Annotated in this window: 12 protein-coding genes; 4 read left to right on the top strand and 8 right to left on the bottom strand. The window is 71.5% G+C overall.

The window, feature by feature from the left end; translation table 11 throughout:
- The first annotated feature begins 54 nt into the window (after nt 1-54).
- A complete protein-coding gene (locus ACFYO8_RS15420) occupies nt 55-1,647 on the top strand; it encodes a GMC family oxidoreductase N-terminal domain-containing protein (protein WP_354872808.1) in 1,593 nt (530 codons plus the stop codon).
- Nucleotides 1,648-1,702: 55 nt separating this feature from the next.
- On the opposite strand, the gene ACFYO8_RS15415 is transcribed toward ACFYO8_RS15420, so the two are convergent.
- The 3 genes from ACFYO8_RS15415 to ACFYO8_RS15405 form a co-directional block, all read right to left on the bottom strand.
- Nucleotides 1,703-1,966 carry a DUF6244 family protein gene (locus tag ACFYO8_RS15415; RefSeq protein ID WP_013287536.1) on the bottom strand — a complete coding sequence of 88 codons (264 nt, stop codon included), beginning with the start codon at nt 1,964-1,966 and terminating at the stop codon, nt 1,703-1,705.
- Nucleotides 1,967-2,054: 88 nt separating this feature from the next.
- Nucleotides 2,055-2,831 carry a hypothetical protein gene (locus ACFYO8_RS15410; RefSeq protein ID WP_357707392.1) on the bottom strand — a complete coding sequence of 259 codons (777 nt, stop codon included), beginning with the start codon at nt 2,829-2,831 and terminating at the stop codon, nt 2,055-2,057.
- On the bottom strand, nt 2,828-5,344 hold the full coding sequence (locus ACFYO8_RS15405) for an FtsK/SpoIIIE domain-containing protein (RefSeq protein WP_387257276.1): 2,517 nt from the start codon (nt 5,342-5,344) through the stop codon (nt 2,828-2,830). The genes ACFYO8_RS15410 and ACFYO8_RS15405 overlap by 4 nt, the downstream gene beginning before the upstream one ends.
- 182 nt (nt 5,345-5,526) lie before the next feature.
- Here ACFYO8_RS15405 and ACFYO8_RS15400 point away from each other — a divergent pair, with 182 nt between their 5' ends.
- Entirely contained in the window at nt 5,527-6,939 is a 1,413-nt protein-coding gene (locus ACFYO8_RS15400) for an alkaline phosphatase PhoX (RefSeq protein WP_354872815.1), read from the top strand.
- 290 nt (nt 6,940-7,229) lie between these two features.
- Here ACFYO8_RS15400 and ACFYO8_RS15395 read toward each other — a convergent pair whose 3' ends face one another.
- Both ACFYO8_RS15395 and ACFYO8_RS15390 read right to left on the bottom strand, forming a co-directional pair.
- Nucleotides 7,230-7,430: a DUF397 domain-containing protein gene (locus ACFYO8_RS15395; RefSeq protein WP_355015107.1), complete on the bottom strand. Its 201-nt coding sequence runs from the start codon at nt 7,428-7,430 to the stop codon at nt 7,230-7,232.
- Nucleotides 7,427-8,194, bottom strand: a complete 768-nt coding sequence (locus ACFYO8_RS15390) for a DUF5753 domain-containing protein (protein ID WP_355015108.1) — start codon at nt 8,192-8,194, stop codon at nt 7,427-7,429. The genes ACFYO8_RS15395 and ACFYO8_RS15390 overlap by 4 nt, the downstream gene beginning before the upstream one ends.
- A 124-nt stretch (nt 8,195-8,318) precedes the next feature.
- On the opposite strand from ACFYO8_RS15390, the gene ACFYO8_RS15385 reads away from it, so the two are divergent.
- The gene (locus ACFYO8_RS15385) at nt 8,319-8,666 is read left to right on the top strand and encodes a hypothetical protein (protein WP_355015109.1); all 348 of its coding nucleotides are present in this window, start codon (nt 8,319-8,321) and stop codon (nt 8,664-8,666) included.
- 26 nt (nt 8,667-8,692) lie between these two features.
- On the top strand, nt 8,693-8,932 hold the full coding sequence (locus ACFYO8_RS15380) for a hypothetical protein (RefSeq protein WP_355015116.1): 240 nt from the start codon (nt 8,693-8,695) through the stop codon (nt 8,930-8,932).
- Nucleotides 8,933-8,942: 10 nt separating this feature from the next.
- Here ACFYO8_RS15380 and ACFYO8_RS15375 read toward each other — a convergent pair whose 3' ends face one another.
- The 3 genes from ACFYO8_RS15375 to ACFYO8_RS15365 are packed head-to-tail and all read right to left on the bottom strand — an operon-like array spanning nt 8,943 to nt 15,339.
- Nucleotides 8,943-10,445: a class I SAM-dependent DNA methyltransferase gene (locus tag ACFYO8_RS15375; protein WP_355015110.1), complete on the bottom strand. Its 1,503-nt coding sequence runs from the start codon at nt 10,443-10,445 to the stop codon at nt 8,943-8,945.
- Nucleotides 10,442-11,851, bottom strand: coding sequence for a hypothetical protein (locus tag ACFYO8_RS15370; RefSeq protein WP_355015111.1), 1,410 nt, complete (start codon nt 11,849-11,851; stop codon nt 10,442-10,444). The genes ACFYO8_RS15375 and ACFYO8_RS15370 overlap by 4 nt, the downstream gene beginning before the upstream one ends.
- Entirely contained in the window at nt 11,848-15,339 is a 3,492-nt protein-coding gene (locus ACFYO8_RS15365; RefSeq protein WP_355015112.1) for a DEAD/DEAH box helicase family protein, read from the bottom strand. Before ACFYO8_RS15365 ends, ACFYO8_RS15370 begins: the two co-directional genes overlap by 4 nt.
- Nucleotides 15,340-15,379: the final 40 nt, after the last annotated feature.

Genomic DNA, 15,379 nt, shown 5'->3' with positions numbered 1-15,379 from the left:
GGACTGTGATCGAGCAACTACCGTCAGAAGGATTCTCGCGAGTGGGGGTCCGCTGTGGAGGAGTTCGACTACGTCGTCGTGGGCGCCGGGGCGGCGGGGTGCGTGCTGGCCAACCGGCTCACCGAGGATCCGGGCACCCGGGTGTTGCTGCTGGAGGCGGGCGGCTGGGATCGCAGCCCGTACGTGCGGGTGCCCAAGGCGTTCTCCCGGCTGATGGACGACGAGCGCACCGCCTGGCACTACCCGGCCACCACCGCGCCGGGCCGCCAGGAGATCTGGCAGCGCGGGCGGATGGTCGGCGGCTCGACGTCGGTGAACGGCATGATCTGGAGCCGCGGCGCGGCCCGGGACTGGGACGCCCTCGAACCGCTGGGCTGGGGCTGGTCGACAATGCGGCCGGTGTTCCAGCGGCTGGAGGACCACCCGCTCGGGCCCGCGCCGCACCGGGGCACGGGCGGCCCGGTGCGGCTGTCCATCGCCACCGGCACCGACCCGCTCGCCGAGGAGATGGTGGCCACCGGCGCCGAGCTGGGCTGGCGCCGCGCCGAGGACCTGGACGCCCACGACGACGAGCGGATCGGCTACCCCACCGCCACCATCCACGGCGGACGCCGGGTCAGCGCCGCGGACGCGTTCCTGCACCCGGTCCGGCGCCGGCCCAACCTGACCGTCGAGGCCGGCGCCGTCGTGCTGCGGGTGCTGGTCGAGGGCGGCCGGGCCACCGGTGTACGGGTGGCGCACGGCGGCCGGGAGGCCGAGTACCGGGCGGCGGGTGAGGTGATCCTCGCCGCCGGCGCCCTCGCCACGCCGCACCTGTTACAGGTCTCCGGCATCGGCCCGGCGGACACGCTGCGCGCCGCCGGGGTGCCGGTGCTGCTCGACCGGCCCCGGGTCGGCGCGGGGCTGCGCGAGCACCGGTCGATGGTGCTCCAGTACCGCCTCGCCGAACCCGGCGGCCACAACATGACGATCGGCAGCCCGCTCGGCCAGGCCCGGGCGACACTGCGCTGGCTGCTCACCCGGGGCGGCCCGCTCGCCCTGCCGGTGCTGGACGTGGCCGCCCACCTCAAGTCCCGGCCGGATCTGGACCGCCCGGACGCGCACCTGCTGATGGCGCCGTTCTCGGCTGCCCCGCCGCGGCCCGGCAAGGCGCTGGAGCTGGAACGGGAGCCGGGCGTGATGTGCCTGGGCACGGTCACCCGGCCGGACAGCGAGGGCAGCCTGACGATCACCGACGCGGACCCGCGTACGCCGCCGGACATCGTGGCGAACCACCTCGCCACGGAGCATGACCGGCGGGTGGCGGTGGGCCTGTTCCGCCGGATGCGGGAGTTCTTCGGCGCCGGGCCGATCGCGAAGCGGATCCGGGCCGAGACGGTGCCCGGAACGGCGACCACCACCGACGCGGAGATCGTCGAGGCGGCGGTGGCGCGCGGCTACTGCGGCTACCACGCGATCGGCACCTGCGCGATGGGCCCCGGCGACGACCACGTGGTCGACACCGAACTGCGGGTACGCGGGGTGGACGGGTTGCGGGTGGTCGACGCGTCGGTGCTGCCGGTGATGGTGGCCGGCTGGACCAGCGCGCCGGTGACCGCGCTGGCCTGGCGGGCCGCCGACGTGATCACGGGACGGGACGCGGACTGAGCGACCGGCCCGGACAGGGCCGGACGGGCCGGGCCGCGCGGCGGCGGGGCCGGGCTCAGTTGCCCAGCGCCTGGACCTTCGCGATGGTCTCCTGCACGTGCTGCCGGGCCGGCTCTCCGCCCTGCGCGGCCTGCGCCAGCGCCTGCCGGTAGGAGTCGATGACGCCGATCAGCGGACCCGCGGTGGCCCCCTCCAGCGCGCCCGCCACCAGCGCCCGCGCCTCGGCCGCGTCCTGCGCGGCAGCGGCGGTGCGGGCCTTGGCCTCGTCCAGCTTCTGCGCCGCCGCTGCCAGCCTCGCGATGATCTCCGCAGCGCTCACACGCCCTCCCCCACTCCGCCCGCCCGCCCGCCTCACCCTACCGCCCCACCCCACCCCACCACCCTCGCGATCAAGGGGCGGGCCGGGGTCAGCGGAGGAGGCGGAACAGGAGGAGGTAGAGGCAGAAGAAGGACGGGGAGACCAGGGCGCAGATCACGAAGCCCAGCGGCACGTACCGCCCGGGCGGCGCGTCGCCCTCCAGGGCCGGGCGGCCCCAGCGGGCCAGCACGACCTGACCGGCCACGAAGGACAGCAACGGCACACCCGCACAGGACAACGCCGCCACCAGGTCCAGCCCGGTCACCGGCAGCGACGAACCGATGATCGCGATCAGCATCAGCAGCGAGCCGGCGAGCGCGCAGCCCGCGTACACCACCACCGCCCGGGCCGGCGCGGACCAGGTGGGCAGCAGCACCGGCGTGCGGGCCAGCGTGTCGGCCTGCCGGCCGTACCCGTCGGCCTCCTCGGCGAGCCGCCCCGCCGCCGCCAGCTCCGCCGCCGGGTCACCGGCCCGCGGTGCGGGCACACCCCCCGAGGGGTACGCCCCGACCTCCGGCCGCCCCGGCGCGTCGGCTGCGCCGCCGGTCACCCCGTCCCCCGGACCGGGGGCGGGATCCGGCGCTCCCCCGGCGGCCACCGCCGCCGGCACCGGCGCCTCCGCCGGCACCGAGGTCATCGGCACGCCGATCGCCTGTCCGAGCCGGTCCAGGTGCTGCCCCTGGACGGCGAGCCGCTGCCCGAGCGAGTCGACGGCAGCCTGGAGGCCACGGCGGCGCTCCGCCTCGGCGGCGATCTCCCGCTCCCCACCCCGCTGCCGGGTGGACAGCTCCCGCAGCAGCGCCGCGTACTCGTCGAATCCACTCATGGGGTGTCGCTCCCACCCGCGAACGGCACTGTCAGCGCGGTGCGGTGCTCGTGCCGGTCGACGAGCAGGGCGCGACCCTCGCGCGGGACGTACGCCAGGTCGTGCACGCCGAGGTGCAGCCCCAGGTCGGCGGCGGGCACGTTCAGCGCCACAAGTCCGGTCACGTCGTCGCGGTGCCCGCTGCCGCCGAGGTCGTCGGCGAGCCGGCGCAGGCCACGCCACCAGCCGAGCACGTGCACACCGCGAGCGGGCCCCTGGCGCAGCACGGCGCGCAGGTCGTCGTATCCGGATCGGAACGTCGCCGGGTCGGAGGCGGCCAGCGTCGTGGCGGCGGCGTCCACTCCGAACACCACCAGGTACGTGCGCCCGGACGCCGGGGCGTTCCCGGCGGCGTCCTCGGCGAACTGGGCGCGCAGCGCGGCGGCGTCGAGGCGCCGGACCGGGTGCCCGGCGGCGGCGAGCGTCATGGCCAGGTCGTCGGCGGCGTCGGTGGTGCCCGGCGCCAGCGGCGCGAACAGGAACCGGGCGGTGCCGGGGGCGTGCTGGCGGGCCAGGGACAGGGCGGCCGACCGGAGCACGTCGGCGCCGATCGCGGCGGTGCCGACCACCGCCAGGTGCCGGCCCGGGCTGGCGTCGAGCGCGAACCCGGCCGGACTGCCGGCCACGTCGACCACCCGGCCGACGAGCGCGTACGGCGGATCGGCGCCGGGCGTCAGCGCCGTCCAGGCGGGGTCGTCGGTGAGCCGGGGCGTCTCGTGTCCCCGGAAGACCGCCGGCGGGCGCGAACCCGCCGGGCGGGCGGCGTGCAGCTCGTGTCGCAGCGCCGCCAGGTCGGCCGAGGCGGCGTGCGCGTCCGGGAACCGCACCTCCACGTCCGCGCCGGGCGCGCCCGCGCCGGTGTTCACCACCGCGACGCCGACGGTGAGCCCGCGTGCGGCGTCGTTGCGCGGGTCCAGCACGGCGTCGCCGCCGGGCAGCGCGATCCGCAGCGGGAACTGCCCGAAGATCGCCTCGGCCCGGCCGTAGAGCGCCTCGATGCCGGTGGTGCTCTGGCTCGCCAGGACCAGGTGCAGGCCGTACGAGCGGCCCTTGCGGGCCAGTTCCTCGATCAGGTCGACGGCCTGCCGGGTCAGCGCGTCGTTGCCGGCGAACAGCACGTGGAACTCGTCGACAACCGTGACGATCCGGGGCGGCCGGGCGTTGGGCGGCAGGTCGGCGAGCCGGCTGACGCCGTGCCGCTTCAGCAGGTCGGCGCGGCGGCCCAGTTCGGCGCGCAGCTCGCGCAGCACCGCCACGCCGTACTCGCGGTCGGACTCGATGCCCACCGCGTCGGCGTGCGGCAGCCACGACGGGTCCCGGTCGGTGGGCACGAACTCGGTGAAGCTGACGCCCTCCTTGAAGTCGAGCAGCATCAGCCGCAGCTCCGCCGGGGAGTAGCGGGCGGCCAGCCCGTAGAGCACGTCGAGCAGCAGCACCGTCTTGCCGGCGCCGGTGCGCCCGCCGATCAGCCAGTGCGGGGTGGCGTCGTCGAACGCCACCGTGAGCGGCCGGCGGCCGGCCCGGCCGAGCACGGTACGCAGCCCGGACGCGGCCGAGTCGGTCCAGCGCTGCGCCGGGAGCAGGTCGGCGAACGCGACGCCGTCCTGGCCGGCCGCCTCGGCGTACCGGCGGGCCAGCGCGGTCACCGTGGCGTGCGACGGGTCGCCGTCGAGCACCACCGGCGCGGCCAGCCCGCTGCCGTCGGTGCTGAACGGGCGGCCGGGCGGGTCTCCGACGAGGGTGTACCGCTCGGTGACGCGAAGCTGGGTGGTGGCGCCCAGCGGCGGCGCGGCGGTCGGCCCGGCCGGTGGGTGGCCGGCGAGCAGCACGCAGACGGCGGCGGCCGGTCCGGCGTGGGTGAGCGCCGCCAGCCGGGCCAGCTCCCGGGGCGGCGGCGCGGACGCGGCGACCACCACCAGCAGTTCGCGGTCCTCCGGCGCGGATCGCTGGGCGGTACGCGCGTGCCGCTCGGCCAGGTCGAGCAGGGCCGTCGTCTCCGCCTCGGTGGTCGCCGCCGCGGCGAGCACCCCGGCGTCCTGCAGCGGGCGCAGCGGCAGGAACGCCGCGCCGAAGGCGGCCTGGTCGATGCCGGCCACCCGGATCGCGCCGGCCGGGGCGGCGGTCAGCAGCCGTACCACCACCGCCCGCAACAGCTCGCCGACGCGCGGGTCACGGGCGTCCACGTCGACCGCCAGGTGCGCGCCCGCCCCCACCGGCACGAGCACCGGGAACGTGCCGTCGACTGTGGTCGCCGCGCCGAGGCGTACCGGCACGGGGTGGGTCGCGACGCGGGCGGTGCCGGGCACCGCGGCGGCCAGCTCACCGCCGAGGCGGGCCAGCCGCGCGACCAGCTCCGGGCTGCCGACGGGCGCCGGGCCGGCGGCGCCCAGCAGCTGCCGGGCCGCCTCCCAGTGCCGCACCGCCCGTCGATGCCGATCGACCGCCTGCCGGTACGCCGCCGCGAGTCTGCCCACCGTCCGCCCTCCGACGTTTGCGATCGAGGGAACCCTAACGGACGCGCGCCACCGCGGCACATGGCGCTCCGCACCGCGGATTCGTCCACTGTTCACCCGGCGGCGGACGCCCGCGCCGCCCGCCGTTCCCCCGGCCCGGCTTGCCTTACCTCAGGCAACCGTGCCTACAGGAAGGCGACGACGTGACCACCTCACCTCTCTCCCGGCGGTCCCTGCTGCGCGGCGGTGCGGCCGGCGGCCTCGGCATCGTGGTGGCCGGCAGTCTGGAGGCCATCGCCGGACCGGCCGCGGCCCGGCCCGCGTGCCGCCCCGCCGTCGGCTACGGCGACCTGGTGCCGGACCCGGCGGGCCTGCTGGCGCTGCCGCCCGGCTTCTCGTACACCATCGTCGCGCAGGCCGGCGCGACGCTGCTGGAGTCCGGGCAGCCCACCCCGAGCGACGCGGACGGCACCGGATGCTTCCGCGGCCCGCACGGCTCGGTGCTGGTGAACAACCACGAGATCGGCGGCGACGAGCCGTACCCGGTGCCGGCGCTGCCCGGCCTCACCTACGACCCGGGCGCCCGCGGCGGCACCACCACCGTCGAGGTGGACCGGCACGGGCGGCGGCTGCGCGAGTACGTCAGCGTGGCCGGCACGCACAACAACTGCGCCGGTGGCATCACCCCGTGGGGCACGTGGCTGACCTGCGAGGAGACCGAGCAGCGGGCCGGTGGGCGGTATCTGAAGGACCACGGGTACGTCTTCGAGGTCGACCCGCACGACCGGTCCGCCAACACCGACCCGGTGCCGCTGACGTTCCTCGGCCGGTACTCCCACGAGGCGGTGGCGGTCGACCCGTACACCCACTCGATCTACCTGACCGAGGACGCGAGCGGGCCCAACGGCCTGTACTTCCGGTGGACGCCGCCGCCCGGCTTCCGGGCCGGCAAGGGCGCGCTGCGCGCGCTGGCCCGGCGGCCCGACGGCGGCACCGCCGGGAGCCTCGCCGCGATGCGCTGCCTGCGCGGCGACGCGCACGTGGCCGACCTGTCCGAGGCCACCACGCCCGGCACCCGCTACCGGGTCCAGTGGGTCGAGGTGCCGGACCGCGACGCGCGGACCGTGTCGGTACGCAAGCAGTTCACCGACGCCGAGGTGACCCGCAGCCGCAAGCTGGAGGGCGCCTGGTGGGGCGACGGCGGCGCGTACTTCGTGGCCAGCTACGCCCGCCACGACGACGGCAGCGCGCACGAGCACGACGGGCAGGTGTGGTTCTACGACCCGCGCCGGCAGACCGTGACGTTGAAGACCATCTTCGGGGTGAACACCGACCCGGAGGCCGACAACGGCACCTACGACGGGCCGGACAACATCACCGTGTCGCCGTACGGCGGGGTGATCCTGGCCGAGGACGGCGCGGGCGTGTCGCACCTGGTCGGCGTCACCGAGCAGGGCAGGGCGTACCCGCTGGCGCGCAACGAGTTGAACGACAGCGAGTTCACCGGGCCGACGTTCAGCGCGGACGGGAGGACGTTGTTCGCCAACATCCAGTCGCCGGGGTACGTGTTCGCGATCACCGGACCGTGGGGGCGGCCGGGCAACGGGCACCGCTGAGAAGGCGGCCGGCGGTTCCCGGAGAGGAGCCTCCGGCCCGCCGCCACAACGGCATGTGGACGTGACGGGCCCTCTTCAGCAATCAGATCAACCCGGCAGTCAGGGCTGAGCCCACATCTCCTGCGCTGCTTGACGCGAACGCTCGCGCAGCATCACTCGGCGGCCGAGAGGCCACTGCTGCTCCACCTGAACGCGTTGCTTCCGTGCGCGAGCGCAGCCCTGTGCAGAGACGGCCATCCCCCTCCGGGCCAGTTCGGCATCGACATCCTCAGCCAGCGTCGGTGCTGGTGTCATCGGCGCTCGCTCGCGCCGATGACCTTGGCCAGACTGACGAAGCGCTGCCATGCGGCTGGCTCGAAGGCCAAGGTTCCCCCGGCTCGATCTTTGGTGTCCCGGACCAGTACGACCTCCGCGAGATTGTCGGCGACCTCGACACAGGAGCCGCCGTTGTTGCCGCTCTTCGTGCTCTTGCGCCATCGCGCAGCGGTCATGTCCATGATCCTGCCGCTTCCCCGATCAGGTCTAGTGACTGGGTTCGAGAGAGGGCCTCGCCCCTGATGCGCTCCCACCTACGGCTGAGCGTAGCAACGGCCGCAGGCTCCTTTAGGAGCTGCGCGGACGCCTGACTGTCGACGTGCGCGACATGTTCACCGGTGGGCAGTTCAGCGAGGATGAAGCCACCACCGAGCCCCGGATACATGCCGATGTCCCCCGGCACGACGTGTAGCTGCACACCGGGCAGGGCTGCGCAGCGGAGTAGGTGCTCAAGCTGCTCTCGCATCAGCTCACGGTCGCCGTAGGCCGACTGATGCAGCACGCCCTCGAAGATGACCGCGACGACCAGGGGCGGGCGGTCCCGACGGAGGATCGCCTGTCGTTCGAGCCGCGAGGCGACCAGCTCATCGATCTCCGCCAAGGTCAGCGCCTCACCCGTGAGCGTGGCCCGCGCGTACGCCTCCGTCTGCAACAGTCCGGGCACCCAGGTGTGCTCGAACCAGCGGATCGACACGGCGTCCCGTTCCCAGTCGACCCATTCACGCAACCACGGCGGCTCGCGACGCTTGAGGACATCGGGCCAAAGGTCCCCGACGTCCCGGCCGAGGAGCGCGGCCACCTGCACACGTCGGCGAGGTTGCGGAACTCGTCCCGGAGAGATCCAACGGGCCGCCGTCTTCGGATCCACACCGGTCTGAGCTGCGAGGCTCTCTGCCGTTTCGCCAGCTTCGGTCATCGCCACCTGGAGTGCGTGATTCATCCTTCCTCCCCTACGGACGTCCAGGACACCCCGACACCATACGACAACGCTGTGTATTGGTCCCGTAGCCGTCGGCAAGGTGGGGCACAGGTTGATGCCGCCGATATCCCAAGGGGGAGAACCCATGCCCGACGACAGGCTGAAGGCGAGGCGTGCCGGCGCACCGCCGACCACGCCGACGAACACTCGACCGATCAAGGCGGGCGACCTCCTGCGCCTCGGCCGCGCGGCGAGCGTGCAGTTCTGCCGCCCGATCACGGTGCGCGTCATTCAGGAGATCGCCGAGCGCCACCCGTACGACGGTTGGGCGTGGATCGAGGCGTACGAGTTGAACGGCAAGGGCGTCGCGGTCGCCAAGCGAGAGCTGTTCGTGCGGCTCGCCGGGCTGCGCTGGCTTAATGCCGGTGCCGGGCAGGGGGCGGCCATTGGGCACCGTGTTCGGATCGCCGCCCGGCCACGGGTGCCGGCGTGAGCACCGGCACCCGTCCGCATCTACCGATGCGTCCACTCTGGATCTGCAAGCGCTGCGCTCACCCGTGGCCGTGCGCGGAGGCCCGGCTGGCGCTGCTGGCCGAGTACGCGGGTGACCGCCTCGCCCTGTCGGTCTATCTGTGCGGGCAGCTTTACGACGCAGCTCAGGAGCTGCATCGCCTCAACCCGCACGAGGCACCGAGCCCACAGGCGCTGTTCGCCCGCTTCGTCGGCTGGGCACCGTTGCGCACGCCACCGCTTCCCTGAGGACGGAGCGCTACGCCTCCACGGCTCGATCCTTCGACCTCGACCCGAGCGCGTCAGCGATGGCAGCGAACTCCGCGAGAGCTGCTTGCAGATCGTCGACGATCTCCTGGGCGATCACCTCGGGTGGCAGCAGCGAGTCGGCATCCTCAAGCGAGGCGTCCTTGAGCCAGGTGATGTCGAGGTCGACCTTGTCGCGGGCGATCAACTCGTCGTACGAGAACGCGCGGAAGCGCTCGGTCTCCACCCGCTCGGCGCGGTCCTCGCCGGGCAGATAGCAGTCGACGAAGTCTTGGAGGTGCTCGCGCCGCAGCGGGTTCTGCTTGAGCGTGAAGTGCTGGTTGGTGCGGAAGTCGTACACCCAGAGCTTCTGGGTCCACGGCTCCTCACGGGCACGCTTGCGCTCGAAGAAGAGCACGTTGGCCTTGACACCGCCCGCGTAGAAGATGCCGGTGGGCAGTCGCAGCAGGGTGTGCAGGTCGTACTGCTTGAGCAGCCGGCGGCGGATGGTCTCACCCGCACCGCCCTCGAAGAGCACGTTGTCCGGCAGGACGACGGCGGCGCGACCGTCGATCTCCAGCAGGGAGGCGATGTGCTGGACGAAGTTTAGTTGTTTGTTGGCGGTGGTGGCCCAGAAGTCAGTTCGCTCGATCTCTCGTTCCTCACGGGTGGACCGGCCGTCCTCACCGACAACTCGAATCGAGGAGCTACGACCGAACGGCGGGTTGGCGAGAATCAGGCTCACCCGGCTCGCGGGCTCCTTGCCGAGCGCATCCCGGACGGCGATGAGCGACGGCCCGTTCGGCGTGCCGATGCCGTGCAGCAGCATGTTCATCGCCGCGAGCCGTGCCGTGCCGTCGACCAGCTCGGTACCGGTGATCGCGCCCTGAGCAAGCCGCCGTCGCTGGTCGGGCGTGAGCGCGCTGCCGTGGTGCCGCTGGATGTGCTCGTAGGCGGCGAGCAGGAACCCGCCCGTGCCGCAGGCCGGGTCGGTGATCGTGTCGTCCGGTGTGGGCAACATGCAGTCGACCATGGCGGCGGTCAACGCACGGGGGGTGAAGTACTGGCCCGCGCCGGACTTGGCATCCTCCGCCCCCTTGGCGAGCAGTTCCTCATAGGCGTCGCCCTTGACGTCGACGCCGGTGCCCGACCAGGCCTCCTTGTCGATCAGGTCCACAATCAGCCGCTTGAGCTTCGCCGGATCCTGGATCTTGTTCTGCGCCTTGCGGAAGATCGTGCCGAGCGTGCCGCTCTCCTTGCCCAGCCCGGTCAGGATGTGCCGGTACTGCACCTCCAGCGCGTCGCCTTCGGCATCGAGCAGGGTCTGCCAGCTCAGCTCGTCAGGGACGATCTTCTCGGGCTTCAGCGGTCGGCGGGCCCGTTCGTCGGCCATTTTGAGGAACAGCAGGTAGGTCAACTGCTCGACGTAGTCGATGGTCGAGACGCCGTCGTCACGCAGCACGTCGCAGTAGTTCCACAGCTTCTGCACGAGTCGGCGCGAATCCACAGTGCTCACAGCGGCAGTGCCTCCTGCTGGTAGTCGTCACCGGTCACCCTGGTCGGCGGGGCCACCAGCTCCCGCCGGGCGCGCTCACCTTCCGTACGCTGCTTTGGTCCAGCGATCTTCCGCTCAGCTCGAATCCGCGCAAGAAGCTCCTGCGCTGACTCGTCGTCATCACCTTGGGGCACCAATCGTCCGGCGAACGCCTCCGTAAGCAATGACAAACGGAGCGCTGCCGCACGACGGGCAGCCGAGTCAACAACGGCACGGAGACGTCGGAGCCCGCCGTCTGCCATCTGCCAGCGCAGGAGGATGTCATCCTGGTCGCTCAACTCTGGAACGGGGATTTCCACCTTCGCCATCAGCGCCTGGTTGATCTTAAAAATTCCTGCGGTGGTCCTGGCACTCGCTTCGATCTGTCGTCGCACGTATCGAGAATTCCAGACAAGCGCGAGATACTCTGCCCGAACTTGCGATGGGTCAGTTCTCACTCGAATAAGCGTGTCAGGAAAAGCCACCGGATCTGGATCAGCCGGAACTAAGCCACCTTGACCAACGAGGCGAAGTGAACCATTACCCCGACTAACCAAGAAGTCCCCACCGCGAACAACAAAAGGAGCGGCCGCCGCCGCGTCCCAAGCACCGTGCTTACTCTCATCAAGATCGATCCGGCCGTCCCGCAGAGCTGTCAGACGCAGGACGGGAAACCCTCCAGCCCGAGTCGGCACCGACTTACCATTGATCATTTTGACCAGAAGAAGTGATTCGAGAGTGCGCGGGGATGCCTTACTGGATCTGATCATATGCCCGATGATCGCCGACCGAAGAAGCGGTAGGCGACGCATGGGTGAGGCAACCCGACGCTCAGCTTCAGCAAGCCGAGACAACTTCTCCTCAAGGGCCGCGACGATACGGCGCTGCTCATCTCTGGGTGGAATGGGCAACGGGGTCGCCAACAGAGCCTTTTGCGAAATGTTTCGCATTGAATCCTGCTGCCCGCTGGCTTGCATCGAGATTTGATGTCGCACGAACGGCGACGATAACGCATACAGGAGCCAGGTCCTGTCAATCCCCGCCGCCGGCACTAGGCGCAGACTCTTGTCACTCAAGAGCAATCCTGGTCGACAGGGTCCGACAAGGACCGGCGCACCCACGTACTGCTCTGTATTGGCTCGGCTTACCAGGACATCTCCGGGCCGGATCTCGAAGCGAGAGTCTACTGCCGCACCTTCGGGGACAGCCTTATTCTCCGTTGCGCGAAATTCACCCCAGGTCATTGCGCTGACCTTGATGACTCCCCATTCGCCATCCTCAGCGGGGCGAGGCAGACAGGTGAACGACTTGCCTGCCTCCACTCTACTGACCACGTCACCCAGGGTTCCCCATACCCATGATTCTGGAACGACGAATGGAACCGTCACGCGGACAACTCCTGGTTCAGTTCCGTCAGCAACGGTTCGGCGCGCTCCCCGAATGCGCCCGCGTACCCGTCGATGCCGCCGCGCTCGGTGAACGGCGCGCCCTCCAGGTCGTCCGGGCTGATCTCCACGCTGACCGCTATCACGTCCTTGATCCTCTCCAGCCACCACGCCTGATCGGCAGTGAACGTAGCGCCCGCCTGCTCCTGTCGCAGCAGCCACCCACGGAAGCGCTCCTCGACCACGCTTCGGTACGGGCGCAGCTCCTGGTCCAGCCCCAACTCATACCGCACGAGGCTGACAAGATCGGTGATGCCCCGGTTGCCGGGGGCCTCGGCGGTACGCCCGAGCAGCACGTACGACTTCCACAGCGACTCGGGCGTCCACGCCTGCGGCGGCCGGGCGATCCGCGCGGCCAGTTCCTTGAGCTGTTCGTAGCCCACCCGGCCCCGGCCCTCGTAGAAGACCTGCAACGCGGTGATCTCGTCGCGGTGCTCCTCCAGGTAGTCGTGCCAGCTCTTCACGGTGACCTGTGCGCGCTCCTCGGCCGGCACGCCCTGCGCCGAGATCAGCCGGTCGGCGTTCACCTCGTCGATGGTGATGTCGTGCGCCCGGCGGATCTCCAGGATGCGTTCCCGCAGCGGCGGGTTCGCGGCGAGTGGGCGCAGCGCGCCGGCCAGCAGGTCCCGTACCGCGGCCGGGCCGGCCTGGGTGGCGGGGTTGAGCTGTTCCGGGGCCACCGCGTCGGTAAGGCCGCGCACGACGTCCTTGATCGGCTGACCGGCGAGGTCGGCCAGCTCGGCGCGTTCGTCGTCGGTGAGCTGCTGGTTGAGCCGGGACAGCCGCGAGGCGAGCGTGGCCACCTCGTCGGCGGCGGCGGTCAGGGTGCCGGCCTTGCGGAGCAGGTCGCGCAGCGAGATCTGGCGTTCGGTGTGGCGTTGCAGCGGGACCGCCTCGTCCAGGTCGGCCTCGGTGACACCGACCGCGTCGACGATGACGAACCGGTCCTTGACCTCAGCGTCGGGCGTGACGGCCTGGAAGTCGGCGGCGTCGATGGTCCGGGCGCCGCGTCCCTTCATCTGCTCGAAGTAGGTGGAGCTGCGCACCGGGCGCAGGAAGAAGACGCACTCCAGGGGCCGTACGTCCGTGCCGGTGGCGATCATGTCCACGGTCACCGCGATCCGCAGCTCGGGGCTGTTGCGGAACGCCTGGATCAGCGTGTCCGGGTTGTCGCCCTCGCGCCGTGAGGCGTACGTGATCTTCTTGACGAAGTCGTTGCCCCGGTTGAAGACGAGCCGGACCATCTGCACGATTTCCTCGGCGTGGTTGTCGTCCCGCGCGAAGATCAGCGTCTTGGGCACTGTCGACCGTCCCGGGAAGATCTCCTCGAAGAGCTTCTCGCGGAACGTCTCCAGCACCAGTTTGAGCTGCCCCTTCGAAATCACCGACCGGCCCACCTGGCTGCCGCCGTACGTGAAGTCGTCCTCCAGCTCCTGGTAGCGCTCGGCGCGGGTGCGCCGGTCCCGCAGCGGCACGACGGTGCCGGCCTCGATGTCCGCGCCACGCTCGGTGATCTCCGTCTTGATCCGGTAGACGTCGAAGTCGACGTTGACCCCGTCGGCGACGGCCTGCTCGTAGGTGTACTCGGACACCAGGTTCTGCTGGAAGAAGCCGAGCGTCTGCTTGACCGGCGTGGCGGTCAGCCCGACCACGAACGCGTCGAAGTATTCGATGACCGCCCGCCACTTGCCGTAGATCGAGCGGTGGCACTCGTCCACCACGATCAGGTCGAACGTCTCCGGCGGGAGCTGCGGGTTGTAGGCCACCTCGGCCGGCTCGTCCAGGTCGTAACTGTCGTAGTCGCGGTCGTCCAGGTCGACGTCGGGCAGCTCGACGCCGCGCAGGGCGCCGTAGAGGCGCTGGATGGTGGAGATGACCACTGCGGACGAGTCGAGCATGCCGGCGCCGGAGAGCCGGTCGACGTTGTAGAGGTCGGTGAACTTCCGCCCGTCGTCGGGGGCCTGGTAGCCGGCGTACTCGCGCAGCGTCTGCTTGCCGAGGTTGTTGCGGTCGACCAGAAAGAGGATCCGGGCGGCGCGGGCGTGCTTGAGCAGCCGGTAGCTGGCGGTCACCGCGGTGAAGGTCTTGCCCGCACCGGTCGCCATCTGGATCAGCGAACGCGGCCGGTCCTCGGCGAGCGACCGCTCCAGCCCGGCGACGGCGTCGACCTGCGCCGGCCGCAGGCCGAGCCGGTCCAGCGCCGGCATTCGCCGCAGCCGGGACCGCAGCGTCGGCGCGGCCCGGTCGTCGTCCGCCTCCCGCATCCACCGCGCGAGCGTGGCCGGCTGGTGGAAGGCGAAGACCTCCCGGGTACGCGGGAAGGGGTCCAGCCGGTTGACGAAGGCGGTCTCCGTGCCGGTGGCGACGTACCCGAACGGCAGTGGCTCGTCCCGTCGCCACGCGCTGAGTTTCTGGGCCGGGGTGAGCCCACTCAGGTAACGGTCGAGCTGCGCCTCCACTCCGCGCGGGGCGGTGCCCTCCCGCTTCGCCTCGATCACTCCGACAAGTCGCTGGTCCACGTAGAGTAGGTAGTCGGCTCGCCCGGTGGCGAGCGTCACCTCGCGGACAGCGACGCCGGTTGCCGCGAACAGGTTGATCTCGTTCTCGTCCTGGACCACCCACCCGGCGGCGCGCAACTGCCTGTCGATCTCGGCCCGGGTCTGCACCTCGTTGAGCGGTTCGTGGGAGGCGCGGCGGGCACGGGCGATGAACTCCTCCCGCCGGGCGGCGGAGACCCGCGCCGGCTTGCGCTGCTCGGCGGCCCGCTGCGCCTCGTGCGCCGCCGGCTCCAGGCTCGCCACCAGGGCGGCGGCCTCGCCCTGACGCGCGCTCGCCGCCCGTACCGCCTGTTCCGCCGCCGCCTGCGCGTCGGCCTTGGCCTGTACCAGCGACAGCTTGCCGTCGAGCAACAGCTTGGTCTGCGCCAGCTCGTTCTTGTAGCGCTCAAGCTCGGCCGCGAGCGCGTCGGCGACGCTCTGGGGCACCTGCTGAGGGGGCGGCGTGGGCGGTACGAAGCCGATCGGTGAGCGGTCGCCGGTCAGGGCGCGGTGGAACCAGACGCCCAACTCGAAGCAGGTCCGCAGCAGTTCCAGCGCGGCGCGCACCTCACCCAGATGATCGTGTACGGCGCGGTTGCCCTGGTCACGCAGCCGATCGAACGCGCGGTAGATCTCCGGGACGAGCGTGCCGTTGGCCTGAAGGGCCTGCACGCGGTGGAAGAACTTGTCACCTTGTGGCCGGGCGTCGGTGCGGCGCACCAGATCCTTCGCCAGCTCGTCGCCGAAGGCGCGGATCTTGAACATCGCCGCCTGCGCGTCGACGTAGACGAGCAGCTCGGCGCCGGCGCCGTACCAGACCAGGAGTGGATGATCCTTGAGGAAGCCGAAGTTGGCGGACTGCTCTGCCAGCCGTCGTACCTGTCGCTGATCCACAGCTCTCCACGCGCGTCGCCGGGGAATGAACACGTCAGGA

The sequence above is a fragment of the Micromonospora sp. NPDC005257 genome (genome assembly GCF_042872445.1).
Lineage (GTDB): Bacteria > Actinomycetota > Actinomycetes > Mycobacteriales > Micromonosporaceae > Micromonospora.
The sequence above is the reverse complement of the archived record's forward strand: the minus strand, read 5'-3'. Positions and strand labels throughout refer to the sequence as shown.

Coding starts and splice junctions, on each gene's coding strand:
- ACFYO8_RS15380 (WP_355015116.1), top strand. CDS start 8,693: ATGCGTCCACTCTGGATCTGCAAGCGCTGCGCTCACCCGTGGCCGTGC.
- ACFYO8_RS15410 (WP_357707392.1), bottom strand. CDS start 2,831: ATGAGTGGATTCGACGAGTACGCGGCGCTGCTGCGGGAGCTGTCCACC.
- ACFYO8_RS15390 (WP_355015108.1), bottom strand. CDS start 8,194: ATGAATCACGCACTCCAGGTGGCGATGACCGAAGCTGGCGAAACGGCA.
- ACFYO8_RS15385 (WP_355015109.1), top strand. CDS start 8,319: ATGCCCGACGACAGGCTGAAGGCGAGGCGTGCCGGCGCACCGCCGACC.
- ACFYO8_RS15395 (WP_355015107.1), bottom strand. CDS start 7,430: ATGACCGCTGCGCGATGGCGCAAGAGCACGAAGAGCGGCAACAACGGC.